Source organism: Peribacillus sp. 05N428 (genome assembly GCF_056397085.1).
Window position 1 is genome coordinate 20,779 of record NZ_JBFTMS010000034.1, and the last position, 26,673, is coordinate 47,451.

A 26,673-nucleotide genomic window follows, 5' to 3' on the forward strand; every position below is an offset into this window, starting at 1 on the left:
ATTCCTCCAACAATAAAATTATCCCTGTACTGAGTTCTACCCAATTAAGGGTTATCAGTAACATCCATTTTTCCCCTTCATGATTGGCCTTGTCCGCGGTCTGAAGGAAAGACGATGCCGATTTGCCTTCTTGCTTCATCCATGATTTCCATAGTCAACAGTGAATTCGAATATGTATTTATATCGGATTCCATTTTCCCCTGCTGTATCAAATCAACAAATTCCTTCGCTTCATAATACATGGTAGGCATATCCTGTTTAACGGAAATATTTTCAGTGGTTCCATCCCGATACTGAATATCCACCGCTTGCGGTCCTGAAATTTTCTGAATGATGATGCTTCCATTTTCACCTTGAATTTCCGATGGCAAATTGGACTCAGTAATTTTGGAAAACATGACGACTGCCTCCATTTCATCATAGGAAAGCAGAATCGTACCTTGCCCATCAACTCCTGATTCGAGCATCGTTCCTGATGCCTGCACCTTATTCGGTTTACCGAACAGTACAACAAGTGGATAGAGCACGTAAATGCCTAGATCCATTAAAGAGCCACTTGAGAATTCAGGATTGAATGCATTCAGCACAGTTCCTTGTTTATATGAATCATATCGTGATGAGTATTGGCAAAAGCTTCCCGAGAAACGCCGTATCTTCCCGATTTTATCCAGATTGCCCTTTATACTTTCGAAATTCGGCATGATGGTCGATTTCATCGCTTCCATCAATAGCACATCATTTTGTTTTGCAGCCTCAATCATTTCCCTTACTTCAGCCGCATTCGAGGCCATTGGTTTTTCACATAATACATGTTTTTTATTTTGTAAAAATAACACGGCTTGCCGGCAATGATGGGAGTTAGGGCTTGCTATATACACAGCGTCGATTTCATCGCTGCTGGCCATTGCTTCTAAATTCGTAAAAGTCGTATGTACTTCGTATTTATTGGCAAATTCCTTCGCTTTCTCCTCTGTACGTGAATACACGGCAGTTAAGGATAAACCCTCTACATGCTTTGCAGCCTCCAAAAATCGTTCCGTGATCCAATTTGTACCTATTACCCCTAATCTTATCAACATCCTATCCCCTTTCAAGCTAACTTTATCATGTCCTCAATATACAGACATTTCACTGAAAAACAAAGTATATTGAACACTCGCAATTGCTTAAATTGGATTTTTTAGGCAATATTCGTTTATAATTTTTCTATATTACAACTGCCATGATGTTTCTACATACTCCCAAAATGGGAAAGAAAACTTAAAAGGAGCGTGTGAAGTGTATGACAGAATTAATGAAAAACAAAGTTGCCATCATTACCGGTGGGGGATCAGGAATTGGCCGGGGTGCCGCACTGAAACTAGCTGAAAACGGCGCGAACATCGTCTTTTTTGACCGTACAGTCGAAAATGCCGAAAAAGTGAAGGAAGAAGTCGAGAACCTTGGTCGAGAGGCTTTAATCATTAAAACGGATGTTTCCAAGGCTGAGCAAGTTGAACTTGCCTACAAAACAGCCCATGAACATTTTGGGAAAATTGATTTTGTATTTGCAAACGCAGGCATCAACGGAGTGATTGCCCCTATAGAAGACATAAAGCCAGAAGATTGGGATAAGACACATACCATCAACCTCAAAGGCACCTTTCTCACCATCAAATACGCCATTCCTTACATGAAGGAAACGGGTGGCAGCATCGTGATCAACAGCTCCATCAACGGAAACCGATATTTCAAGAATTTTGGTTTTTCCGCTTATAGTTCATCCAAAGCCGGTCAAGTCGCTTTCGGTAAAATGGCCGCACTCGAATTGGCAAGATATAAAATCAGGGTAAATACCATTTGTCCCGGTTCCATCGATACGAACATTGACAATAACACATTCCCGGAAGAAGAAAACCTTAAAAAAATCAGGATTCCCATTGAATATCCCGAAGGCTCCCAGCCCCTGGCAAGGAAAGCGGGGACTGCCGAACAAGCTGGTGATCTCGTATTATTCCTAGCATCAGACATGTCCTCCCATGTTACGGGCACGGAAGTTTATATCGATGGAGCGGAATCACTATTATGAATCAAAAAGGCAAAAAGCTGAAATCCACATCAGGATTTCAGCTTTTCTTTTTAAGCAACTCGCCTTAACCCGCGACGGGCAAGGAGTAAATAAGCGCACATGGCGATGACATGACAACTTACCATCACAATTCCCATCGGCAAGGGCGACTCACCTGAACCTAACCCCACCAGGGGAGCCATTAGCGATCCTAATATGAAGGGAAGCAAGCCAATTAAAGCCGAAGCACTGCCTGCCGTTTTTTTCTGATTTTGCATCGCTAAAGAAAAACTCGTTGTACCGACAATACCGACGCTGGAGACGGAGAGGAATAAAGCGGCCAAGATTCCGGTCAAGCCCATTTCGAGAAGGACTGAGGCAAGAAGTAATATTCCCCCAAACAAAGCTAGGCATAACCCCATTTGAAGCAATCTTTCTTCTTTAACCTTGCCTGCCAGCTTCCCGGCAACTTGTGAAGCGATGATGATCCCAACCCCGTTTATTGCAAAAATCAGGCTGAAGGTCTGTGGGGAAACCCCATAAATGTTCTGGAGAACAAAAGGCGATCCGGAAATATAAGCGAACATTGCAGCACTTATGAATCCTTGTGCAAAAGCATAGCCCATAAACACACGATCTTTCAATAAGTTCCCAAAAGTCCTGATTGTATCATTTACCCCGCCAGCACTCCTGTGATTGGACGATAAAGTTTCCTTTATCCCAAAAAATGCAGCCGCAACCATAATGATACTTAATACTGAAATGACAATGAAAACGCCCCGCCAAGAAGTGAACTGCAAAAGTTGACCGCCAAAAACCGGAGCCAATATCGGTGCCGCCCCATTCACCAGCATTAACATGGAGAAGAACTTGGTCAAATCCGTTCCTGAAAAAAGGTCACGAACTATGGCCCTTGAAATGACAATGCCTCCCGCTCCCGCAATACCTTGGATAAAACGTAATAATAAAAGCAATTCAATGGTTGGGGCAAAAGCGCATAACAGAGATGAAATGCAATAAATGGATAAAGATATGATTAACGGTGAACGCCTTCCTTTTGCATCACTTAGAGGCCCTAAATAAATTTGGCCCAAAGCCAATCCTAACAAACAGGCAGTCAAGCTTAGCTGCGCTAATGACGTACTGCTTTTCAGATCCTCTGCCAGTGTGGGGAGACCTGGTAAATACATATCAAGTGACAGTGGTCCAATCGCTGCAAAAGACCCTAGCATAAGAGCCATCAACAGCCTTTTGGATTTAGTCATTTCGTTGCCTGATGATATCGTTTCCTTCATTTCAATCATTATTAACCCTATTCCTTTCAACTAATTGTTCTTCCTAAATAAAACTCGACTTTCTTTATTTTACAAAAGATCGCAACAATTTACGATAAGTATGCTCCACTTGAATGGGATTCTTCCTTTCGGCACTCAGGTAAGCACAGGTGCATCAAAACTCCGAAATCTTCTAAAAAGGACAAATCATATTTCAGGAAATATCATTTGAGAATACTGCGAACCAAAGAAAAACTATTAAAGGTCCAACATTCCCCATAAAAAATGACCCCATTTTTGGGGTCATTTCAGATTGTAGACAAACTTGAAGTGAAGAGAGCTTGCCTGCAGTTTTTTTATTTAAAAAAGGTTGCCGGTGATTTCAGAAATCCGCTCCCTTTCCGCCGACTGTCTGCCAAGCCTCCTTGACGCAAGCGTCTGTGGGGTCTCGGCAAGCCAGTTATTCGGCAGGAGTGTCGCAAATTTCTTCAATCCAATAAGGATTATAGTAAAAAAACATGAAGGATAATCTATTCTTGTTTTAAAATCTTTGTTCGGGATGAAACCATTCCGAATCCCATTTTAGCGTCATTTTGATTTATTCAACAATACTAAATTACGGGGAGTATCCCCAGATAATCCGTCCACCAAGTTTTGTACAGCAAGAGCTGCCATTTTCATTCTTGTGGCAATGCTAGCACTCCCGATATGCGGTAAAGTAACCACATTGGGCAATGTTAGCAGCGGGTGGTCCAGAGGGACCGGCTCTTCTTCGAATACATCCAATCCAGCCGCCCAAATCTCTCGATTTTCCAGCGCCTGGTACAACGCTTTTTCATCGATAATTCCGCCTCTTGCGGTATTAATGAGCACAGCCGTCCCTTTCATCAATTCCAGCTGCTCCTTGCCAATCATATAAGCCGTTTCCGCTGTGAGCGGCAGCATGACACAAACGAAATCCGAGATTTGGAGCAATTTTTCAAGGGGCTGATATTCGATTCCTAACTCTTTTTCCTGTTCATATTTACGGCTTCGATTAAAATAAACTAAGTTCATATCAAATCCCTTAGCTCTTTTTGCAAGGGCTTCCCCAATTCTGCCTAACCCGATGATACCCAGCGTTGCACCGTGTACATCTAGTCCTGTCAGCTGCATCGGCGACCATGTTTCCCACTTTCCACTCCTTAAATAATCTTCTGCCTCCATCATCCTCCTTGCCGTTGCAAGCAGTAAGCCGAAGGTTAAATCAGCTGTCGTTTCCGTTAAAACCCCCGGTGTGTTCGTTACCATGATGCCCCGTTTTGTTGCACTTTGAACGTCAATATTATTATGGCCCACTGCCATATTCGCGATGATTTTCAGATTGGGTGCCTGTTCAATCAGTGACTCATCGATTTGTTCCGTCAATAAGCAAAGCAGCCCCTCGACTTCTTTCATTTCTTCTACAAGGACTTCTCTAGGGACCGGTATATCCTCTTGATCCCACATCCTGACATCATAATTCCAACTAAGACCCTCGATGGTTTGTTCTGGCAATTTCCTTGTAATATAAATTTTTGGCTTCAAACCATAACCTCCTATACCGTTTCTTTCCATGGAACACATTCAGTTTTCATTACACAATAATTAAATTTAAAGAATATTGGCTAAATGACTAGCTTGTTTATTCAATTTTAAAATAAACTAGATAAATAGACCATCATTTCCAAACAATCTTACTATTAAATTTCTTGATTGCCTGGAAGCTTCCGCTTGACAGTTTCAGTTCATTCAACCAATCATAGAATAATAACCCTTTACATCTATTCGGTCATTTAGTAATATCGCAATTTTCCAGATGAAGTATATCTCGATTTAGGAGGATATGGGACGTTCATGAAAACGAATACAACATTTAAAATTTATCCAATTATAGCTCCAAGCGCTTTATCTTTAAAAAGTATAAACTTTTATTTAGTTAAACAGGATGAATCTTTAACATTAGTTGATGCAGGTATGAATGATGACGTTTGCTGGAATGCACTGCAGCAAACATTAAATGAAAATGGATTTACAGTTGGGGACATCACGGAAATTTTGTTAACCCATCACCATGGAGACCATGTTGGTTTGGTCAACCGGATTACCGAACTCCATCCGATTCCCGTTTATGCCCATTCTAAATCCATTCCCCGTTTAAAAAGGGACCCTGACTTCTTAAGTATGAGAATTGAATTTTATAAACAGCTATACCTTGAGATGGGCTGTGGTGAACTTGGAGATAAACAAGTGGCTTACCTATTCAACGCGGTCGATAATAATAAAGATCAAAAACTGAATGGGGACATCATCGCAATCACGGAAAAACACTGGCTGAATTTTGAGGTGATCGAATTTCCCGGGCATGCCCCGGATCAAATTGCATTCCTTGACCGAGAAGGGAAACGGCTTCTTGCCGGTGATTTATTGATTGAACATATCTCAAGCAATGCCTTGATCGAACCTGATGAAAACGGTAATAGAATGCTGACTCTTGTAGATCATATCGATTCATTAAAACGATGTTCAGCATTACAGGTGAATCTCCTCTTTCCTGGTCATGGTAACGTGATTGAACAACCCGGTCATCTGATTGAAAAAAGACTCAACAGCATAGAGAGGAAATCACAAAAGATCCTGGCCTTGATAGAATCCGGAATTTCTACAGGCAATGAACTGGCAAAGGAGTTTTACAAACAAAAGTATATAGCAGAATTCCCGCTCGTCATGTCAGAAATCATCGGCCATTTGGATTATTTGGAATATCAGGCGAAGGTCACGAAACAACTCGTTGAAAATGTAGTTCATTATCAAGCTAAATGACATCAAAAAAGGCTGAATTGAAAAAGTCCCCACTTAGTAGGGACTTTTTCATGGAAAATGTACAAAATAATTGAATCTGAAATACATAGGCCTTTTTGGGTGTTTTAATGAATCTAACAGGAAATCGATTAGAAAGTGAAGAATTTATTATCTGAATATTAAATATTTTCAGAATAGGGGATTTGATGTGAAAAGAAAATTTTTAAAGGTTTTAAGTTCAACAGTAGTAGCCGCAACATTACTTGGCCCAAATGTCAGCTTAGCTGAAAGAGGACCAAATCCGACAGGCGGAACGAACCTTTCTACCGAAGCATTCCTAAATTATGACGAACTTGTAAAAGAATTAAATCAACTTGAGCAAGCGAGTGCAGGGATAGTCAATGTAGAAGTGGCCGGAAAAACGAATCAGGGTCGTTCCATTCAAAAAGTGACTGTCGGTCATGGTGACAAAGTCGTTCTTATTCAAAGTGAAATTCATGGAAATGAAAAAACAGGAACTGTCGCGTTATTGAACATTCTTAAAAACCTTGGTCAAAGTAACTCGCCTGAGGTAAAGAAAGTTCTTGATGAACTAACAATTGTTGCCATTCCAATGATGAACGTAGACGGCTCAGAGCTTGATCGTCGTGGAAATGAGATGAAATGGTCTGAAGTTGTAGGTAAATTCCCCCAACTTTCTAATGCAAAACCTACTTGGAACTATTACACTACTCCCAGATCAGGAGACGACTATGCTAGCAAACCAGGATTTGATGTTAATCGTGACTTCAATCCAGACCTAAATTATGTACCAAAACCTCAAGACTTCCCGGGGGCATCTGAAAAGCCAGGCTGGTTTATTACCCCCGAAGCGCAAACGCTACGTGACACATATAAAGGGTTAAAATCGAAATTCGGGAAAGTGGATGTTTTTATCGATCTTCATCATCAAGGATTCCCATATCTCGAAGGAACTGATGAGCGTGCAACTATGTCAATATCAGGTAAATTCGTTCCTAACCCAAGCACTCCAGAAGGTGCTAAATATGCAGAGTATGCAGATGATTTCAAATATGATTTCTCTCGTCAGTTAACACTTACTGCGTATAATGCACTGCAAGCAAAAGGGAATTCAGTTTTTACAAATATTTCATTATATGATCAATCTATTGACCTGCCAGGAACTGCTTTAGGGACGTTTGCTTTAAACGGAAGTGGAACGGTTCTATTTGAAGTTAGTGGTCAAACACAAAACTTTGGGCAAAAAAAGAATGGCCAGCTCGTAAAAACGGTTGAAACGGGGCTAATGGGTATTATCAATGGCGTAACAGATGGATCGGTTCATAATCTTAATCCATCAGACTATGAAAAAATTCCTGAAAGTTCATCTACACCCGGAATCTAGTCAATTTTGAAACTTAATTGTAAAGGGGACTTGTCCGCCATCTGGCATCGGTTGAATATCGAAGCCAGATGGCAGCAAAGCCCTTTTTATTTGTCTAATTGACACTGAAATTTCAGCCTTTTCTTGCTGAAGATACTTACACGCACACGACAATCTCTCTGGAAAAAATGCCTTTCCTGGCAACACAGCGATCAGCAATCTCAAATCCAGCTTCTTCAATCATATGATCCATCGTATCGATCGTTACGACGACGACCTTATCAGCAAAGCTCCTTGCGTGCTTAAGGATTGATAGCTGATCCTCCGGCGTCGCATGTGTATATAGATTATAAGGCATATCGATAATCGCTACATCATATTTACTGGTGACCTCCGAAATCGGACCTGTAGTTACATCACCTTCGAGTCCGAAATAGGCAATGTTCTCCCTTGAACCGTCGGTAACAAGCGGGTTGATATCCCGGCCATCAATATTGATCCCCATCGAAAGGGCTTCCACCAATACCGTTCCAATTCCGCAGCATGGATCAATTGCCTTCACCCCATCCGGATGTGGAACGGCAATGTTGGCAATGGCCCTCGCCACTCTCGTGCTAAGCGCAGTTGAATATTCACGGGGCTTCTTCATATGTTTTAACCAAACCGCTTCAGGTTTGACATACTTCCCAAAATACCAACGACCGCCAAGCGTCACGATTCCAAAGACCTGATCTGGATTACGTACATCGGCATTTCCCTGAATGTGCCAGCCAATCTCCCGTTCAATTTCACGCTGTCCATCATAATCTATTTTTTCTTCTTTATTCAAATCATTAATTTTCACGAATAATACTTTGAACGTCGAATCAGGCAAATGAATATCCTTAACTTGATCAACAATTTCGGATATGCTTTCCCCTTCAAACATGATGTCGACCCGCCCTTTTATAAAAGGGCTCCTGCTCGGTTCAATGGCTATATCACTTTTCAAAATATCCCCTGAAGTCTCAAAGCCAAAGAAAGAACGCATCTCCATTTTAGATAATGAGCGTTCGTCAGGGGTGCATGTAAATGTATATATATATGCCGGTTTGCGGCTATGATTAGTCAATCCATTCCCATCCTTCATTACTTTAGATTATACCTTTCTATCAAACATAGCTGTAATAGTATAGAAAAGCAAATGGAATCGTGCAGAAAAAAGCAGGAATGCTTTTTATTCAGCATTCCTGCCACTATATTTTTCATTGTTCCATCTCTAAACGAAAGGAATTATTAATCCAATTTATACAGGTGGCTATTTATATACTTCGCACGGGCCTCAATGAATTTCAGGATGAATTCGGGCTCATCATCAAATTTCTCCTTATTCCCCTTGATATATGGATCTTTTGATACATAAGGTCTTAATTGATCATGCATTTCCTGAATGATAGGTTTCATATAGGCCACGTTATATTGATTGTTCAAAATCTCCTTAAGAAGTTCTTGGTACCTGACACGAAATCCCCTTACATCAAGGATTCTAGCAGTCAATGTATTGAACCCACCGATTCCCACATAATCCTCTTCCATCACTTTCCCGTTAACATCCCTGCCCCATGTCGCATCATAATCCCATGGAATCATTTCAAATAGACCGGTATCTCCATTTCGATACAAAGCGTAGTTATGAACGAACCCATCATAGTTTTGCGTGAATATGACACCGGCCAGCCAGCGCAGGTACTTTTCCACATCGACATATTTTACGATTTCCTTTTCAAAATCCACTCTTGAAATTGTATTGATTTGGAGGATCAGCTCTTGTAAATATAATTCCTCCTTTTCTGTCCCGCACTTTTTTTGATAGCCCATCTCCAATGATTTTTTGATTCCTTTATCCAAATCGCTCATCAATGAGAAATTGGCATCACCATCCACTGCATAGAAAATGGCACCCTTGGGGAGCCCCCTTTTCTTCAAATAATATTCATCCACCGATTCCAATTCGAGGTATATCCCTTCGTCCTTTCCGTTCATATTCAGGAAAACGAACTGGGAGTTCGGTGACAAGGTGCCTATATCCGCAAAAAAGTCTAAAGATAATTTATTTCTTAGTAAAGATTTATCTTTATATTCGGCATTTAAATGAACTTCCTTGGCATTCTTAAAAGTATTAGGTTTATAAAAGACTACATTATAGGATTTTTTCCGAAAACTTCGGATATGTGAGCCACGGTAAACAATATCAATATCAAGTTTTTTTTTGTTGATCGTTAACTTTGCAGGTAAAGGATCATTGCACCATATATCTCTGCGAAGCTCCATTAAATTAACTGGTGGAATAAAAAGCTGATACACAGGCAGCTTCTTGTCAGCATTCATATAACCTAACCCTTCCCTTTCACTTTCCTATTAAATTATGGAAAAAAAGCGAGGGGTGTCACCCTAAAAACACTATTTTTAAAAAGATTGGGGATTATCTTTAGCACATCACGTACAAGCAACATAGTTTAATGTATAGAAAGGGGGATTATATATGTCAGACATCATTCGTGACATACAAAATGCGGTGGATAGAGCCAATTCCATGGGGTTAAGCGATTTCATGTTTAATGACCCACATCCAATAGGCAGACATTCACGTACAAATAACAATAAAGGGTGCTCTTCTTGCAGCACTAAACGTTGCATGGGCAGGAATCGGTCCACTCGTGGCACTCAAAGGCGCACGAGCAGTTCCACTTGCCGCACGCAAAGGCGCACAAGCAGGAATACTCATAGGGGTTCTTGCTGGAAACGATCAACTTCCGGAACGCAAAGGGGCTCTTGCTGGAAAAGGAGATCTACATGCAGCAGACAAAGGCGCACAAGCAGAAACCGGTGCTCCTCCAACAACTGCAGGTGGCTCTGCTGCAATAACTTTCGCAATAAACGGAAATGGTGCTTCTAGCTTCTCGAATCCGTTTTAATGCACAATCAATATTTTTCACTGGTCATTAAGCTTTACCTTAACATTTTAAATACACAAAACTCGTCGTATAATGACGAGTTTTGTGTTTTATAATTATCACGTACAGTTATAACCATCTAAATGTCTCTCCTTACCTGCAACGGTTATTCCGACTCTAGCATAATCCTGTTTAGAACCTGTACCTATAATAAAAGGATCCTACCCTCTTACATACGGTAGGACCCTTCCGGTTTCACTTATTTAACGGAGACCAATTCGAACTGTGCATACACATCCTTCAGCCCTGCTTGAATGGCTTGACCAGCCTTTCCACGATAATGAATTTGCACACGATCAATCAATTCTTCGATACCATCTTTCAGGCAATAACCGCGCAGCAGTTGACGGATGAATTCCCTGCCATGCTCTGTAGCAAGCGTACAGGAAGCCTCGACTATTACTCCATATTTAAAGTCAAGCTCCACCGTGATCGTGATTGAATCATATATATTTCTCGCTGCCATCCCTTGAGGAAGTTTTGCATGCCCTGCAATAAAGTATGTGTTCATCATCTGTTCTGATCTCCTCTATCTATAGTTAATGTACGGAAACTTGCTCGAAGGGCCATGCAGGCAATTGCTTGCGAAGCTCTTTATCTTGTCTATAGCCAAGTGCGTATTCACCCTGCATTACAGTGTGAATCTCACGGGTCCCTTCGTAAATGACCGGAGCTTTTGAATTCCGCAGAAAACGTTCGACTGGATATTCATCCGAGTAGCCATAGGCACCATGAATTTGAACAGCATCATTGGCCGCTTCATTAGCAGCATTACATGATATCCACTTGGCAAGTGATGTTTCCTTCGTATTCCTTTTTCCTTGATTTTTCAAGGTGCCCGCTTTAAAGACCAGCAATCTGGAAATCTCTAAATTTGCTGTCATCTTGGCAATCATCTGTTGAACGAGCTGATGCCTGCCAATCTCTTTTCCGAATGTGCTTCGTTCATGGCAATACTTCAAGCTTGCTTCCAGGCTTGCTTCAATTAACCCTACAGCACCTGCGGCAACTGTAAATCGGCCGCTGTCCAATGCCGACATGGAAATTTTAAAGCCCTCACCTTCTTCACCAAGCCTATTCTCCACCGGAACTTTTACATCCGTTAAAAAGATCTCGCCTGTATTCCCCGCACGAATTCCTAATTTCCCTTTAATGGCTTTCGACTCCACTCCCTCGAAAGTCCGTTCCACGATAAAGGCAGTGATTCCCCTTGAACCGGCATCATGATCCGTCTTGGCGAAAATGAGGAAATGATCTGCATAATCACAGAGCGAAATCCATGTTTTTGACCCGTTTAAGATATAATGGTCCCCAACACGTTTTGCCGTTGTTTTCATTGCCGCTACATCAGACCCTGCATTCGGTTCAGTCAGCCCAAAAGCACCAATCTTAATTCCTTTTGCCTGGGGTACTAAATATTTCTGTTTTTGTTCTTCCGTCCCCCATTGAAGCAGGGTCATGCTATTCAACCCTGTATGTACAGAAACTGCAGTTCGGTAAGCCGTATCTCCTCGCTCCAGCTCTTCACAAACGATGGCTAGGGTATTATAATCCATTCCGACCCCGCCATACTCTTCGGGTATACACACGCCCATCAACTGCAATTCAGCTAACCTTTTTAAAATATGCGGCTGGAATTGACCTTGCCTATCCCACTCTTGAATATATGGAATAATTTCCTTATCCACAAATTTCCTTACCACTTTCTTCACACTTTGCTGCTCTTCTGTTAATTCGAAATTCATCATTAAAATTCCTCCTAAATAATTTTATTTTCCTTGAATTTGCTTATTTGATCTGGACTATATCCTATTTCAGCCAAAATGGAATCGGTATGCTCGCCATAGAGTGGCGGATGCTTTCTCATGGTAACCGGTGTTTTTGAAAGATTCAGGGGCGATCCCGTCACTTTAAGATCTTCGATTGTGGGATGTTCCATGCTCACCAACATGCCTCTTGCGATGATCTGCGGATCCTCGAACATCTCTGCTATATCATTAATCGGACCATTCGGTATCCCTGCATCATCAAACAGCCTTTTCCATTCCTTCTTTGTCTTACCTCTCAACGAATCCTCTATTATCGGTATTAATTCTTCCTTGTTTTGCAAACGTTTTTCATTATGTTTAAACTGTTCCTGTTCCGCTAAATCAGGTCTGCCTATAACGGTTGAAAATCTCCTGAACTGATCATCATTTCCCACAGCCACGACAAGCTCTCCATCCCTTGTCCCGAACGTCTGGTATGGAACGATATTTGGATGTTGGTTCCCCATTCTTTCAGGGGTCAAGCCACTGAATAAATAGTTGCTGGCGACATTCACCAATGAAGAAACCTGACAATCCATTAATGAAATATCAATTTCCTGTCCTTCCCCCAATTTATCCCTATGATGTAAAGCGGATAAAATGCCAATGCATGTATACAAGCCAGTCAATATGTCAGCTATGGCCACTCCGACCTTCACGGGACTCCCATCTTTCTCTCCGGTGATGCTCATCAAACCACTCATCGCTTGAATGATATAATCATAGCCTGGCAAATCTTTATAAGGACCGGTTAAACCAAATCCTGTAATCGAGGCCATGATCAGTTTGGGGTTGATTTCCTTTAAATCCTCATAACCCAACCCCAGTTTTCCCAATGTGCCTGTCTTGAAATTCTGAATCACTATATCCCCTGAAGCCACCAGCTTCCGGAAAATCTCTTTTCCTTCCTCAGATTTTAAATTCAAGGTCATGCTTTGCTTATTTCGATTGGCACATAAATAGTAAGCGCTTTCCCCTTCGGCGAATGGCGGCCCCCACCCTCTCGTTTCATCACCTGACTCATGATGCTCGATTTTAATGACATCGGCACCCAAATCGCCGAGAATCATTGAACAAAACGGCCCCGCCAAAACACGGGATACATCGATAATCCTGACTCCCTCCAAAGCTCCATTCATATCATCACCCCTTTCAAACTGTCATGGATACACAAAAAAGAGCCAGCAAAACCAACAATGTCATTACATTGAATGTTTCACTGACCCTTATCCACGAACCGTCTTCCTGCAAAGGAAGATCAAGTGAACCAAGTCAATTTTTATGGATTCCAGTTTTTTATGTCAAGCCGGCCATGCAACAAGGTAACTTGTTGTCATCGGTTTGGTAAATTAAGTATAGTTGCATTTTTTGAATTTTGCAATAATTTTGTTTGAGTGTTTTATTACATTTCCCGGAATACTCTTTCGCATACTTCCCGTATACTTCCACTCCCCCCCCATCCAAAGTAATCGGAATTGCCTTTATTCGTTTGGCATGTGATGATTGAATAGGTATAACTGTCAATATATGAATTTTACATATTATCAATTGTCACTCGGCAGACAAGGAAAGGTTAAAAAGGGGATGGCGCTATGGAAAATAAAAAAATGGAAATAATCGAAGCGATCAAGAAATACCACACAATCATCATTCATCGTCATGTAAATCCGGACCCGGATGCATTGGGATCACAACTCGGTTTAAAGAAGCTATTGAAGCACTCCTGCCCTTCTAAAGAAGTCTATGCGGTAGGCGAGGAAGTGGATAAGCTTCTATTCATAGGTGATATGGATGTCATTTCCGATAACAAATACAAAGATGCCTTAGTGATTGTTTGTGATACTGCCAACATTTCACGGATCAGTGATTCCCGATATGATCATGGAGACATGCTGATCAAAATTGATCACCACCCCGAATACGAACAATTCGGTGATATTTCTTGGGTCGACCCTTCTTATAGCTCTGCAAGTGAAATGCTTGTTGATTTATTCTTGGAATTTCCAGAAGGCTTCATCATGAATAAAGAAGCGGCTAAATCTTTTTATGCAGGAATACTTAGTGATACAGGGAATTTCACGAATGGGAATACCACTCCCAGGACATTAAAAATGGTTTCGCACTTAAGAATCTATAATATTCAGCCAGAAAGAATCCATAACAGCCTTAATGTTAAGGCGAAAAACGCTTCCCGACTTCAAAAAGACATTCTCATGAGCTTCAAGGTAACTGATAAAGGGGTAGCTTACTTCATTATTACGGACGAGCTTTTAAATATGTATGGGGTGGATCGACTCGAAGCTTCGAATTTAGTCAATACGCTATCAAGTGTCAGGGACAATAAAATCTGGGCTTTCTTCATCGAATACCCTTCTGAAATCCGTGTCAGGATACGTTCACGGAATATTCCCATCACATCGGTCGCACGTCAATTCAATGGTGGAGGACATTCACTGGCTTCAGGCGCTACCATCCATTCCTGGGAGGAGGTTGATCATGTTATCCAAGCATTGGATCAAGTCTGTCCATAACAGGGCGTTCATGACCTGAGGTGTTTATATCAGGATTATTTCCCGCTTAATTAAAATGGATAAATCCGGCCTTTTAAAAAAAGCGCCAAAGCCAGGATGGCTGAGGCGCTTGCTTGTTATTTGGACACTTCTTCAAGAATTGATAAATCGATCATGCCTTTTATATCACTGCTAGGGATATAACCGGCTTCTTTACTTATGTCGGCCATTTCTTGAATGACTTGCTCATTAACTTCTGTTGTCACTTCAAGGCGTGAAAATGCTGAAGCCACTTCTTCTTTGCTTAATTCTTTTCCAGTCAGTTCCTTCAAATGCTTAATAACCAGTTCTTGGCTTTCTTCAGGGTTTTCCTGTATGAACTTCACCGCTTTTTCATGCGCTTTCAAATAGGAAGCAGCGAGCCCCTTTTTATCCAAGAACTTCTGGCTTGCAGCCACTACCGTGTTAGGTGAATCTTTTCCCCATGCAAATTGATCCCAGTCAAGCACCAGCTTACCTTTTGCCTGGTTTTCCAATACATACCCCCATGGTTCCTGGGTCGCTGCTGCATCGACAGACTTTTGAACAAAAAGGGCGGTTGTGTCAGCAGGTGCTGCCGCATACAGTTCAACTGTGCCCCCATTTGTAGTCGGTTTTAAATCTACATCTTGAAGGGCCTTCCTAAGCATGACATCCTGTGTGCTTCCAATGACGGGAATCGCTACCTTTTTACCGGCCAAATCTTTTAAATCCGTGACCTTGCTGCCTTCGCTAGCCACAAGTACGGCACCTCCATTAACAGCCCCGGAGATCAGGTGGTATTCAGGGTTTTTTACGTAAAAGTTAAGCAATGGACCAGGACCGACCGTTCCGACATCAATGGCGTTTGTGGCCATTGCTTCCATGAATAATCCGCCATTGGCCACTGTTTTGGTTTCAATCTTGACATCTTTACCGAACTCTTCTTCGAAAAAGCCTTTTTCAAGTGCAATGATCGTTGCACTGTGGGTTAGGTTAGGAAAATAACCAATTTTCACGGATTTCCCCCCGGACCCTTCCCCTTCTTCATCATTACTGCTGGATTGAGTGCATCCGCTTACTATTCCGATTAACAAAACAGACAGAATAAGGGCAAAGAATGATTTTTTCAGCATATTTTTCTCTCCTTTATAACTATTATTTTATTAAACTACCGTTACTTCACTCCCCATTTCAGTTGAACATTACGTTCAAGACGGGAGAAGACAACATTATCCACGATTGTTCCGATGATTGCGATGATGATCATCACGGAGATGACCAAATCCATTTGACCAAGTGATCTTCCCATTTCCAGCAATTGGCCAAGACCGCCTCCCCCGCCAAGTAATTCACCTGCCATCAATGCACGCCAGGAAAAGGCCCATGCAATTCGGAGACCGGATATTATTTGCGGGACGGATGCTGGTAAAATCACGGTACGAAGAAAATGAAATCCGGTCGATCCATATGTTTTGGCAACCCGCTGATACAACTGGGGTACATTCCGGAAGCCACTGGTTGCATTAACCGTCATCGTCCAAGTTGCGCCGATGGTGACGATGAAGAGGATCGAAAAATCATTCAATCCAAACCAAATGATCGCCAAAGGGAACCACACGATACTCGGAATGGACTGTAATGCCGTCACGACGAATCCTAAAGTGTCTTCGACCAATTTAAAGCGCCAAATGAAATATCCTAATATCAGACCTACTATAATGGCAATCATAAAGCCGATCAGGATACGGCCAAGGCTTTTTCCGATGGCTTCGGTTATTTGTCCGCTCATCAGTCCCTTAAACAGAGTTTCCAAAACCTGAGTCAGGCTCGGAAACATGAAATCCGGAAGACTGGAAAGTCTAGATGTGACTTCCCATATCCCCGCTATCATCGCGATGAATATGATTCGTCTTAAAGCTGTAATCATTCCCCATTTCCTCCTTCAGCACTTTTTCAATTTCCTCCTGCAAAATCGATAGAACCCTTTGTTCTGTATGCAAAGTTACACTATCCGGCATAACTCCATCTTTCATTGAAGGAACGGAAATCGTCTCTTTGATTTTCCCGGGACGGGTAGCAAAGACGATAATTTTTTCGGAAAGCTGAACAGCCTCGCGAATATTATGGGTAACGAAAAAGATCGTCACTTTAGTTTTTCTCCAGATTTCGAGCAGCTCTTTATGCAAAACCATCCTCGTTTGCTCATCAAGTGCGGAGAATGGTTCATCCATCAACAGGATATCCGGTTCCATCACCAACGCTCTTGCGATGGCTACCCTCTGTTTCATTCCTCCTGAGAGTTGATGAGGATAGGAGTCAACATATCGGCTGAGGTGAACCATCTTTAAAATGTCCAATGCCTTGGCTTTTGCCTCTTCTTTGGGCATTTTCTTTATCTTCAATCCGTATGTAACATTTTCAAGTACTGTCAGCCAAGGAAATAACCCCGCCTCCTGAAACACGACAACCCGTTCCGGACCTGGCTTCACCACTTTTTTCCCAGCTACACGTATTTCACCCACATCTGCCTTATCAAGGCCGGCAATCAGATAAAGGAGCGTGGATTTACCACATCCTGAAGGGCCGACGATCGAAACGAAGCTTCCTTTCTCGACCTCTATGTTTATCTTATCGAGCACCTTTATGCTTTCTTTCTTTTCATTCTTAAAACTTTTTTCAATGCCATCTATTGTTAAATACATAAAGTCACCCCACTTTTATATCGCATCGATTTACTAAACATTATTTCTTAATAATGATTAATCCAATGGTTTTTGTCAACTATAAAAATGCAAAAATTCTAATTTATCGGTATCTTTCTATTCAATTGTCGATGTATTGATAAATATTCCAGACTTACACAAAAATACAAATGAACAAATCCCAATCAGCAAATAAAAAAACCTGAGCCCTTTGTAAGGGTTCAGGCTGATTATATCCATAAATTTTTAACTTCAGTTAACCGCGGTCTCCAGCACCGACCTTAAAAAATCCTGCTTCCATACAATTTATCCTTCATCTTTTGTGTCCTTGCATGCAGAGGCTTTTTCAAAATGACACCTAAGATGAACGTGATTATTAAAAAGAGAATCAGGATAAAAATGTCCTTGCCAGCTACACTCCAGGTTATTCCCCCAACAGATTCACGAAGCAAACCCACAGCATAGGTGAACGGCAAGAAAGGGTTAATATGCTGAAAAAAGGGCGGTGTGACTTGAATGGGGAAGGTACCGCCTGAACTTGATATTTGAAGGACCATCAAGACGACGCTTATCCCTTTTCCAATATTTCCAAGAACGGAAACGAAGGTGTAGACAATGAGTGTAAATACCGTACTTATCAGAACGGAAAACAGGATGTACTCAAATTTATCAGCTACATAAACACCGATAAGGACGATATTCCCAATGGAAACACTAAGAGCCTGCATTACCCCAATGATGAAAAATATAAGATACCGCCCGATATAAATTTGATACGGGCTGTAGACCTTTTGAGAAACACCCACGCTAAGCATGGAAATCAATATTGTACCGCCGACCCAAAGGGAAAGTGCCGTAAAGAAAGGAGACATGGCGGATCCATAGTTCGGAATCGGAAAGAGACTGTGTTTATTGAGCAGAACTGGTTCTGAAAAAAATTCACTTTCTTGTTCAATATCATTCCTTAGGAAATCGATCACTTCTTCCATATTATAAGACTTATCAATTTCCCTCATTTTAGAAGCCAGAGCCTTTATTTTCGTTTCGATTTCCGGAAACTTATTCTGTAACTTATCAATATCCGCTGTACGTGTTTCCAATGTTCGATTGGTCTCATTCAACAGCGTCCTCACCTCAGGAAGAACCTTGGTTCCCTCCTCCATCGTAAGCTGGACATTATTCAATATTGCTTCTGTTTCATTCCAGATTTCATTGAATTTTGGCCCCGTTTCCTTTGAATAGCTCTCCTGGAAGCTTGCCAAGACTTGATCATTGTTCCTGCCAAGTTCGATAAGATTGCCGTATGCTCGGTCATTCAGCGCTTGAAGTTGGTTCGAAGCATTATCCCTTAGTTCATCTACCAGCTGTATTTCTGGCTGAAGAACGTTTTTCTCATTAAATTGATTGACTCTCACCAATAAATTATACATACTGTCCAAAAGGTACAACTCTTTATTTATCCTCGTTACCCCTTGTTCCACTAGCTGATCCGACTCATTGTCAGGTAAATCCTGACCCGTTAACCGGTTTGCCAGCACTAAAATGGATTCATTATCGCTCCTGATGTTCGCAATATCATTTTTCAAAAGGGGACTGATTCCCTCGAATGCCTGCCTTGTTGAATCTACATAACTAGAAACGTCCGATACCAATTTGTCCTTCTGTGATGTTATTCCTTCTATCGAATTCAGGCCATCATTGACCCTCTTAATGATATCTTCAGCCTTTTTGACATGTGTTTGAACGGTTTTGATATTTTGTTCAAGCTCAGGCAGTTCAGCCTCTAATAAATAAACCATATTTTTCATTTTTTGAATTGTCGGCAACTCGTTTTGCAAGGTGATTCCCAGTTCATTAAAGATTGCAAGGATACTCCCACTGGCTGATTTGATAAAGGTTTTGCTCACATTGTCCACAATGCTGTTGGCACCCGCTGCCGTAATTTTAGGAGCAATGGAATTGATTTTTTCATTAACATAGTAATCAATCTCCGCCTTCTTAGGGTCATCGGTCATGATCGTCGCAATATGTTCGGAAAAGTTCTCCGGAATGATGATGGATGCATAATAATCACCCTTTTCCACCTTTTCTATCGCTTCTTTTTCCGATGTGAACCTCCAGCCCAGATCCTTATTCTCCTTTAACCCTTCCATTACTTCCTTGCCTATGTTCACGGCTTCGCCATTTAACTCCGCACCTTTATCATTATTGGCAACACCGACAAGAATTCCTTCCGTATTTGCATACGGGTCCCATGATGCGACAATATTAAACCACGCATAAATGGAAGGAATGAACATGAGAAAGACTATTACGATACAAACAAAGAAATTTTTATAAATGCTTTTTAAATCGTCAATGAAAATTTCCTGAATATTTCTCAAAACATACCCCCGTGCAAATGTATTTTGATACTATTATTCGAAGAAATTTCTTAATCGATACTAAGTAAACATATCCATGGATTCATCAAACCAAATAAAAAAGAAGCAAGTAATGAGCGGCTTGCTTCCTGATATTACACTTATATGAATGCCTGTTTTATAAGAAAAGTTGTTTATCGTAACCGTTAAATTAAATATACCAATTGTAATACTGGTTCCCTTATCAAAGACGGTTACCTCATTTTCCTTTACAGAATAAACGGCAAGATACAAGAACATACTATCACAAATGAACTGTCGGGAGTTTTGTAAGGGAGTAATCACCATGTCGGAATCTGTTGAAATCATCTTTCGAACCTTTACCTCTTTTATTTTATTATGGATATTTGTCCAACTCCTCGGTAAACAAACAATTGCCCAGAGGACCTATCACCTTTATATCGCTTCCATTACGATGGGGACAATTGCCGGAAATCTAGCATTCAATATTAAAATTAAATTCCTGTATTTTATCATTGCAATCATTATTATGGGTACCATCGTTTTCATGCTCAATCATCTAGCGGTTCGAAATCCACGTTTCGGGAAATGGATTGCTGGAGAACCTGCCACTTTAATTCAAAAAGGAAGGATTCTCGAAGAGTCAATGGAACGGATGGGGTATTCACTGGATTCTCTTAAACAGGCTTTGCGGGGAAAAGATATTTTCAACATAGATGAAGTTGATTGTGCCATTTTAGAGATAAATGGCTCACTCTCTGTATTAAAAAAAGAACAATACCAAAATGCTACCAAGCAGGATTTACCAATACTGCCCCCAGCAGGTTCTGTACCGATTGAACTGGTCTATGAGGGGAAGATCTTATATGATAACTTATCCAAAGAAACCTACAATGACGAATGGCTGATGGCTGAGCTCAAAAAAAGAAACCTTGCTGTTTTTGATATCTCGTATGCTGTCGTAGGGACAAAAGGAAATTTGTATATTGATTTGATTAAGGATCAATCAAGGGTATGATCTTTAGCATTTCAAAATCAGCATTAAAAAATAAATTCGGGTATGGATAGAAAAAGTGGTTTTTCCAGAAGGAAAAACCACTTTTTCACCGTACTATGGATTTAACCCTTTTCAATCACGTTTATCAATTCTCTTAAATAATCCGGCAGATCAGGTGGACGTCTGCTTGACACAAGGTTTCCATCTACGACGACGGGCTCATCTATCCAAGTTGCCCCTGCGTTTTCCATATCATCTTTAATGCCAGGTGTACTCGTTACATTCTTCCCCTGTAAAATTTTCGCGGATATCAACACCCAACCAGCGTGACAAATTTGCCCAATGGGTTTTTTATTTTCTTCCATGCTTTGGATAAGCGTTATCACTTCAGGAAACCGGCGAATTTTGTCGGGTGCCCAACCGCCTGGTACAAGAATGGCATCATATTCTTCAGCTTTGATACTGCCATACTCATAATCAGATATGGCTGGTACACCATATTTTCCAATGTATGTTTCATTCGCCTTTTCTCCGGCGAGATGAACAATCGCCCCTTCTTCTTTTAAACGTAAAATCGGATACCAGAGTTCTAAATCTTCAAAATCATGGTGCACAAGACTGATTATTTTCTTTCCTGCTAATCTCATGAAAATCTCTCCTTCTTTCGTACTTTCCGCTTTACCATTCTTCCCTATTACTTCCCTTTTTCTACTGCCTGTACACATTACATGCATTAACACATGCATCAATAACCGGTCTAAAAATCAACCTTTACCAAGTATAACCCAGCTGCCTCCGCCATACGGCCCGTTTGGATTCTTTCTTTTGACTCAATAATACTTGGTATATTTTCAGCATCTATTTCACCCAACCCAACTTCTATCAACGTCCCGACAATCTTTCTAACCATATTATAAAGAAATCCATCGCCTCGTACTGTAATTTCGATGAAACCGGCATCTTCTTCTATATCAATGGAATATATTTCACGTACCATGGATTTTTTCTTGGATTTTGCATTTGAAAAAGCAGTGAAATCATGTTCACCTACAAAATATTGACATCCTTTTTTCATTCTAGTGATATCCAGCTTTTCCTCTACATGCATACTGTACTTTCGCATGAAAGGATTTGTATATGGCTCGTTCCAGATTTTATACAAATAGGTTTTATCCTTAGCATTATAACGGGCATGAAAACGTTCAGGGACTAGCGTAACCTCGACAATGCTGATATCTCTTGGTAAATATCTATTCAAATAATTCATGATTTCAACTTCAGTCAGATTTTCACCGATCTTAAAATTGGCGATTTGAGCAAGGGCATGAACACCGGCATCCGTTCTGCTGCATCCGATGATCTCGATTTTTTCCCCTGCCATTTCCGTTAATACATTTTCTATTTTCCCTTGAATCGTATCATCACTATTACCAAGCCGCTGCCAGCCTTTATAGCGCCCGCCATCATATTGAATGGTCAATTTATAATTGTTCATTGCTTCCTCCTTATTTCATCTAAACAGAAAATTCTCAGTAAAATACAAGCCCCCATACAACTCCTGCTGTATGAGGGGACAGATGGTCTTCCTAGAAAAACATTTATATTGTTAAAGTTTTGTACCATATTTCGTTCGGGAGCACCCCATCGCTTACAAAGACCAAATTATGTAAAGACGATAGCATCTTATCTACATGCGATAGTAAATCCTAGCTGAAATGCACTTCTGCATAGTGTACCAAAGTGGCTAGCGTCATGCAACGAACGATTCACCTTCACATGCAGTTTCTATGCACTGCGTAAAAACACACAGGAATGATAAATGGAAATTAAAAATAAAAAAGACCCAAACCCTTGTTATATCAAGGATTTGAGCCTTTGATAGTTGATGACCTGTGAGGGCCCTAAATATTAAGGACAGAACTCTATCTTAATTATAAAAAAATGTAATACTTGAAAGTTAATATTCTAGAAAAATATTACTAATATGATAAGAAATGTATGATCTAATACGATATAATAAGGATATTAGCAAGATGATAAATCAAGAAGGAGCTCAGATAGACATAGTGTCACTGGGGTCATCTGTTTTCCCATTTACTCTAGGAGGTACATTTTGAAAGAATCTATATCGAAAAAAGGATGGTTAAGTTTGGGGGCCATCGGGTTATTTTTCCTGGGGAAAATGAAATGGTTGTTTGCGCTATTGAAAATAGCAAAAGTAGGTTCCCTGATTTCTATTTTCGTTTCATTAGGTGCGTATGCCTTGGTTTACGGTTGGAAATTTGCCGTAGCCCTAGTCTATCTAATTTACATCCATGAAATGGGGCATTTACTTGCTGCAAAGAGAAAAGGCATCAAAACATCCAATGCCATTTTCATCCCTTTTGTCGGAGCATTAATTGCCCTTAAAGAAGAACCCAAGAATGCTAACCAAGAAGCTTATCTTGCCTTCGGTGGTCCTTTATTAGGTACATTAGCATTTCTACCAGCCATCCCCCTATTTATGATGACGGAAAATCCATTTTGGCTTTTAGTTATTACACTGGGAGCCATGATTAACCTATTTAATCTAATGCCTGTGCATCCTCTTGATGGAGGACGTATAGTGGGAGTCATCTCCACAAAGCTTTGGGTAGTAGGGATTATCGGGATGGTTGTATATTTGTTTCTCCATCCAAATCCATTCTTAATTCTTTTCTTATTATTGGGTATTTCTAAGTGGTGGAAAGAAATTCGTAGCGAGACAACCAGAAATCAAAGAGACATCATCATTGAATTGAATCAATTTGGATTAAGGCAACTAGAACAATATGCAGCTGCAACAGATGAAGAAAAAATTCGCCTGGTTAATATTTGGAATATGGAATCAAGCCAACAATATGAAAAGTTTAACAACATGAAGAGTTGGCATATCCCGCTATTTGATGATAATAAGCTAAAAGAAAAACAGCTGACCGAGGTAAAATTAAGTATTTATAGATCCTTAATGGATGCTGCTAATTCGAATGAATACCAGAACGGACCGACCGATTTTGAAAATATAGGCACGTATGAACGAATAGCAGCAAAGTTCTTTAAAGAAGTGCAAGAACAAACTGAAATTAGGGATAAAGAGAAATCCTATTACTCATCGAGTCTCAAAACAAAAGTCATCTGGTTCTCATTATACATTGGGCTTGCCATTTTCTTAATGATAACTAGCTTATATGCAGGTGATTTAATGGAACAATATAAAACTTTATTACCGTAATACATTATGAAAGGGGGACCTCACTTTATGAGTTCCCCCCTTTGACTGTCCATTTATTTAGGCTTGTGAAACATTAATGTTAATTATGTATAAATAAAAGAGACTACTTCTTGTACTCTCTTTTATTACACCCTATAGAACTAAAGCCCCTGTTAATCGAAGAAAGATCATCAGGATTATCAAAAATTAAACACCAAATATCTCAGTTCCTAAAATCAAATATACAAAAGGAAATATTAATAAAACCAAAATTACAATGATAGCACTAAGCATCCAAATCTATCCCCATACCATTGACGGTTTCTATTAATACCATCATATATAGCAAGAAACTGTTCTCGATTAAATTGCTTCAAGTTTGGTTGGATAAAAACATCGTAATTATGTTACTGCCATGAACAAATCGTTGGATGAGCAGGTCATAATACTTATCTACGCAATCGTTCTTTGGAGACGCTTTACCAATAATCTCTTTCCTCTTTATCTAGTATATGTTGTTCATTAAAACCTTTCTTCAGAAGTATGTTCAGTCCAGTGAATTTCTTATGTCAAGTAATCGATATCTCTTAAAAATCGAGCACGAACTTTGAACTTGATTTTCTATTTGTTTATTCATCAATCTTTCTAAGACAACTCCTCTTTCTCTGGGTCTTGTCTTATTGGATATCAGTTTAATTTCTCACTCAAAATTCAGCCAGAGAGATTCTCCAAGGAGGCTTCTTTTTCTTGTTTTAGTTTAAAGTCGGGTCTCCATTTTCTTAGAGTACATTAATTTATTAACATTTTGTCCAATTCACGAACTTTATCATATGACTCCAATAGTTGTTCAGGTATTAATGTTCTCCCATAATCCCAAGCATTAGTTTCTATTTCAGATTTCAGCTTTTCTTTTTCTTCTTCGTGACCATACATTAAAATCCTTAAATCATGTTTGTTTTTCTTAAAATCTAAATAATAACCAATCATACGATAAAGAATAATTTTAACAAAGTCTTCCTCAGTCTCTTTAATTCTAATTTTCCCTTTATAACCGTTAACTTGAAGGTAATTGAATTTTATAGTATTGGTCGATACGTTATAACTCATAGGTGCACTTAGATTATTGTCAAATTCATAAATAATATCCAAATTGTGCTCATTTAATGTGTTATTAATTATCTTTTCGATATCGCTTATATAAAGCATTTAACAATCACTTCCCTTTTAAAGACTTACCAAATTATAGTAGCAGATTAAATTCTTCATCCTTTATCAATATAATAAACTGTTGAGGTATTAAAATCACACATTTAAAAATTCCCGTGCATGGTATTTGGTAGTGAGTAATCCAACACATTATAGTAAAGTGGGTTTTACCGAAGAATATAATTATGTACCTTTTAAAGAAAAGCCAAAAATACGGTCTTGTTTTTAACCTCCATCGTTAGCTGAATATGCAAAAGGCTTTACCTACAGTTCCTTGAAATATTAATTATTACAAATAATTGACCTGTAGTACGTTCAAATCCTTCTCTATCCGCCACCAATTAAGTAATTAATACATAATGAACTATATCTGTGTAAACAAAAAAAAGACCCAAATCCTTGTTATATCAAGGATTTAAGCCTTTGTTAGTTGATGACCTGTGAGGGATTCGAACCCACGACCCCTTCCCTGTCAAGGAAGTGCTCTCCCACTGAGCTAACAAGTCGTATGTAAATCAAGCTCTTTAGAGCTTGGTTTAAAACTTACTTAGTTGCTGACTTCTTTTCTGAACAAGATTTATTATATAGTGGTATTCAAAATAAAACAAGTAGTTTTGCTAAAAAAGTTTTTTTCCGTAAAGTGCGGTCTTAGAAGTTAATCCCTGAAAGTTCGTTCTTACCCCAAAAATTTCTCGAAATAGAATCAAAGGCTCCTAATCATACATTTACTCAACTTTAATTAACAAATATGATGTCCATTTACTCAATCTAAGACTAAAGCAGAAAGATCTTTACATTGGAGAAGGGAATCTAGCAGCCTGAAAGTTTGTTAAAGATGCTTCTGCTAAAATTTCTCCGTTTGCATCTGCGCTAAATAATACTTGTACCCGATCTCCTGCTTGTAACTGAAGGATTGTAGTAACCGATAGTCCAATAGGTCTTGATTTTTCCAAGAAGTCATTAACAATATCTAAATTATCTCCATTTACGTTAATGGAAATGGATGCGACATATCCTTCTTTTGAAGAATTCTTTTTTTTGTCTTTTGAAGAATGATGTTTTCTGCAATAATCACAGTTGCAACTATTTTTACTGCAATAATCACATTTGCAATTATCTTTTTTGTTTTTTGAGGAATCATCGCTTTTCCTTTTTGACGGACAAAACGAGACTTTTGCTGTTATCTCATAAATTCCATCCTTAGTTGGAATAAATGTTGATATGTGCGGATTATATTCATCTGCTAAATCAAACTGTTCAGTTTGGAATAAAACTTTTACAGAGGGAGTTAACGCTGC

Annotated in this window: 22 protein-coding genes, 1 tRNA gene and 2 pseudogenes; 8 read left to right on the forward strand and 17 right to left on the reverse strand. The window is 39.8% G+C overall.

The window, feature by feature from the left end; genetic code table 11:
- Positions 1-77: 77 nt before the first annotated feature.
- On the reverse strand, positions 78-1,076 hold the full coding sequence (locus tag AC1DIV_RS23045) for a Gfo/Idh/MocA family protein (protein ID WP_340878470.1): 999 nt from the start codon (positions 1,074-1,076) through the stop codon (positions 78-80).
- 206 nt (positions 1,077-1,282) lie between these two features.
- On the opposite strand from AC1DIV_RS23045, the gene AC1DIV_RS23050 reads away from it, so the two are divergent.
- Positions 1,283-2,068 (forward strand): SDR family oxidoreductase, encoded by a 786-nt coding sequence (locus AC1DIV_RS23050; RefSeq protein ID WP_340875367.1) that lies wholly within the window; start codon positions 1,283-1,285, stop codon positions 2,066-2,068.
- Between the two features lie 50 nt (positions 2,069-2,118).
- Here the strand turns inward: AC1DIV_RS23050 and AC1DIV_RS23055 are convergent, their stop codons facing one another.
- Positions 2,119-3,351: a multidrug effflux MFS transporter gene (locus tag AC1DIV_RS23055; RefSeq protein WP_439126799.1), complete on the reverse strand. Its 1,233-nt coding sequence runs from the start codon at positions 3,349-3,351 to the stop codon at positions 2,119-2,121.
- 558 nt (positions 3,352-3,909) lie between these two features.
- Positions 3,910-4,887, reverse strand: a complete 978-nt coding sequence (locus AC1DIV_RS23060) for a 2-hydroxyacid dehydrogenase (protein WP_340875364.1) — start codon at positions 4,885-4,887, stop codon at positions 3,910-3,912.
- 309 nt (positions 4,888-5,196) lie between these two features.
- Between AC1DIV_RS23060 and AC1DIV_RS23065 the strand changes: the two genes are divergently transcribed.
- Complete coding sequence (locus AC1DIV_RS23065) at positions 5,197-6,162, forward strand: MBL fold metallo-hydrolase (protein WP_340875362.1); 966 nt, start codon at positions 5,197-5,199, stop codon at positions 6,160-6,162.
- A 187-nt stretch (positions 6,163-6,349) separates the two neighbouring features.
- Positions 6,350-7,546: a M14 family metallopeptidase gene (locus tag AC1DIV_RS23070; protein ID WP_063577030.1), complete on the forward strand. Its 1,197-nt coding sequence runs from the start codon at positions 6,350-6,352 to the stop codon at positions 7,544-7,546.
- A gap of 136 nt (positions 7,547-7,682) precedes the next feature.
- On the opposite strand, the gene AC1DIV_RS23075 is transcribed toward AC1DIV_RS23070, so the two are convergent.
- Both AC1DIV_RS23075 and AC1DIV_RS23080 read right to left on the reverse strand, forming a co-directional pair.
- Positions 7,683-8,654: a TRM11 family SAM-dependent methyltransferase gene (locus AC1DIV_RS23075; RefSeq protein ID WP_439126800.1), complete on the reverse strand. Its 972-nt coding sequence runs from the start codon at positions 8,652-8,654 to the stop codon at positions 7,683-7,685.
- 146 nt (positions 8,655-8,800) lie between these two features.
- A complete protein-coding gene (locus tag AC1DIV_RS23080) occupies positions 8,801-9,892 on the reverse strand; it encodes a CotH kinase family protein (RefSeq protein WP_340875358.1) in 1,092 nt (363 codons plus the stop codon).
- Positions 9,893-10,046: 154 nt separating this feature from the next.
- On the opposite strand from AC1DIV_RS23080, the pseudogene AC1DIV_RS23085 reads away from it, so the two are divergent.
- Both AC1DIV_RS23085 and AC1DIV_RS23090 read left to right on the forward strand, forming a co-directional pair.
- Positions 10,047-10,124, forward strand: a pseudogene (locus tag AC1DIV_RS23085) (CotG/ExsB N-terminal domain-containing protein); the annotation flags it as partial.
- Between the two features lie 97 nt (positions 10,125-10,221).
- Positions 10,222-10,479, forward strand: a complete 258-nt coding sequence (locus AC1DIV_RS23090) for a hypothetical protein (protein ID WP_048682991.1) — start codon at positions 10,222-10,224, stop codon at positions 10,477-10,479.
- A gap of 238 nt (positions 10,480-10,717) precedes the next feature.
- On the opposite strand, the gene AC1DIV_RS23095 is transcribed toward AC1DIV_RS23090, so the two are convergent.
- The 3 genes from AC1DIV_RS23095 to AC1DIV_RS23105 are packed head-to-tail and all read right to left on the reverse strand — an operon-like array spanning position 10,718 to position 13,465.
- Positions 10,718-11,029, reverse strand: coding sequence for a DUF3870 domain-containing protein (locus tag AC1DIV_RS23095; RefSeq protein WP_034315474.1), 312 nt, complete (start codon positions 11,027-11,029; stop codon positions 10,718-10,720).
- A gap of 28 nt (positions 11,030-11,057) precedes the next feature.
- On the reverse strand, positions 11,058-12,263 hold the full coding sequence (locus AC1DIV_RS23100; protein WP_340878469.1) for an acyl-CoA dehydrogenase family protein: 1,206 nt from the start codon (positions 12,261-12,263) through the stop codon (positions 11,058-11,060).
- 14 nt (positions 12,264-12,277) lie between these two features.
- Positions 12,278-13,465 carry a CaiB/BaiF CoA transferase family protein gene (locus AC1DIV_RS23105; protein WP_034314369.1) on the reverse strand — a complete coding sequence of 396 codons (1,188 nt, stop codon included), beginning with the start codon at positions 13,463-13,465 and terminating at the stop codon, positions 12,278-12,280.
- Between the two features lie 453 nt (positions 13,466-13,918).
- On the opposite strand from AC1DIV_RS23105, the gene AC1DIV_RS23110 reads away from it, so the two are divergent.
- Entirely contained in the window at positions 13,919-14,857 is a 939-nt protein-coding gene (locus AC1DIV_RS23110) for a DHH family phosphoesterase (RefSeq protein ID WP_340875354.1), read from the forward strand.
- A gap of 116 nt (positions 14,858-14,973) precedes the next feature.
- Here the strand turns inward: AC1DIV_RS23110 and AC1DIV_RS23115 are convergent, their stop codons facing one another.
- From AC1DIV_RS23115 to AC1DIV_RS23130, 4 genes are all read right to left on the reverse strand, one after another.
- Positions 14,974-15,990 carry an aliphatic sulfonate ABC transporter substrate-binding protein gene (locus AC1DIV_RS23115; protein ID WP_072272640.1) on the reverse strand — a complete coding sequence of 339 codons (1,017 nt, stop codon included), beginning with the start codon at positions 15,988-15,990 and terminating at the stop codon, positions 14,974-14,976.
- Between the two features lie 41 nt (positions 15,991-16,031).
- Complete coding sequence (locus tag AC1DIV_RS23120) at positions 16,032-16,784, reverse strand: ABC transporter permease (protein WP_034314377.1); 753 nt, start codon at positions 16,782-16,784, stop codon at positions 16,032-16,034.
- Positions 16,717-17,559, reverse strand: a complete 843-nt coding sequence (locus tag AC1DIV_RS23125; RefSeq protein ID WP_057278916.1) for an ABC transporter ATP-binding protein — start codon at positions 17,557-17,559, stop codon at positions 16,717-16,719. Before AC1DIV_RS23125 ends, AC1DIV_RS23120 begins: the two co-directional genes overlap by 68 nt.
- 281 nt (positions 17,560-17,840) lie before the next feature.
- The gene (locus AC1DIV_RS23130) at positions 17,841-19,943 is read right to left on the reverse strand and encodes a YhgE/Pip domain-containing protein (protein WP_340875348.1); all 2,103 of its coding nucleotides are present in this window, start codon (positions 19,941-19,943) and stop codon (positions 17,841-17,843) included.
- Positions 19,944-20,268: 325 nt separating this feature from the next.
- On the opposite strand from AC1DIV_RS23130, the gene AC1DIV_RS23135 reads away from it, so the two are divergent.
- On the forward strand, positions 20,269-20,961 hold the full coding sequence (locus AC1DIV_RS23135; protein ID WP_340875345.1) for a DUF421 domain-containing protein: 693 nt from the start codon (positions 20,269-20,271) through the stop codon (positions 20,959-20,961).
- 101 nt (positions 20,962-21,062) lie between these two features.
- Here AC1DIV_RS23135 and AC1DIV_RS23140 read toward each other — a convergent pair whose 3' ends face one another.
- Both AC1DIV_RS23140 and truA read right to left on the reverse strand, forming a co-directional pair.
- Positions 21,063-21,587 carry a type 1 glutamine amidotransferase domain-containing protein gene (locus tag AC1DIV_RS23140; RefSeq protein ID WP_340875342.1) on the reverse strand — a complete coding sequence of 175 codons (525 nt, stop codon included), beginning with the start codon at positions 21,585-21,587 and terminating at the stop codon, positions 21,063-21,065.
- 110 nt (positions 21,588-21,697) lie between these two features.
- Positions 21,698-22,435: a tRNA pseudouridine(38-40) synthase TruA gene (truA, locus tag AC1DIV_RS23145; RefSeq protein WP_340875340.1), complete on the reverse strand. Its 738-nt coding sequence runs from the start codon at positions 22,433-22,435 to the stop codon at positions 21,698-21,700.
- 618 nt (positions 22,436-23,053) lie between these two features.
- On the opposite strand from truA, the gene AC1DIV_RS23150 reads away from it, so the two are divergent.
- A complete protein-coding gene (locus AC1DIV_RS23150) occupies positions 23,054-24,190 on the forward strand; it encodes a site-2 protease family protein (protein ID WP_323599144.1) in 1,137 nt (378 codons plus the stop codon).
- Between the two features lie 768 nt (positions 24,191-24,958).
- Here the strand turns inward: AC1DIV_RS23150 and AC1DIV_RS23155 are convergent.
- From AC1DIV_RS23155 to AC1DIV_RS23165, 3 genes and pseudogenes are all read right to left on the reverse strand, one after another.
- On the reverse strand, positions 24,959-25,375 hold the full coding sequence (locus tag AC1DIV_RS23155; protein WP_054397148.1) for a hypothetical protein: 417 nt from the start codon (positions 25,373-25,375) through the stop codon (positions 24,959-24,961).
- Positions 25,376-25,809: 434 nt separating this feature from the next.
- A tRNA-Val gene (locus AC1DIV_RS23160) sits at positions 25,810-25,881 on the reverse strand.
- 285 nt (positions 25,882-26,166) lie between these two features.
- A pseudogene (locus AC1DIV_RS23165) lies at positions 26,167-26,673 on the reverse strand (hypothetical protein); the annotation flags it as partial.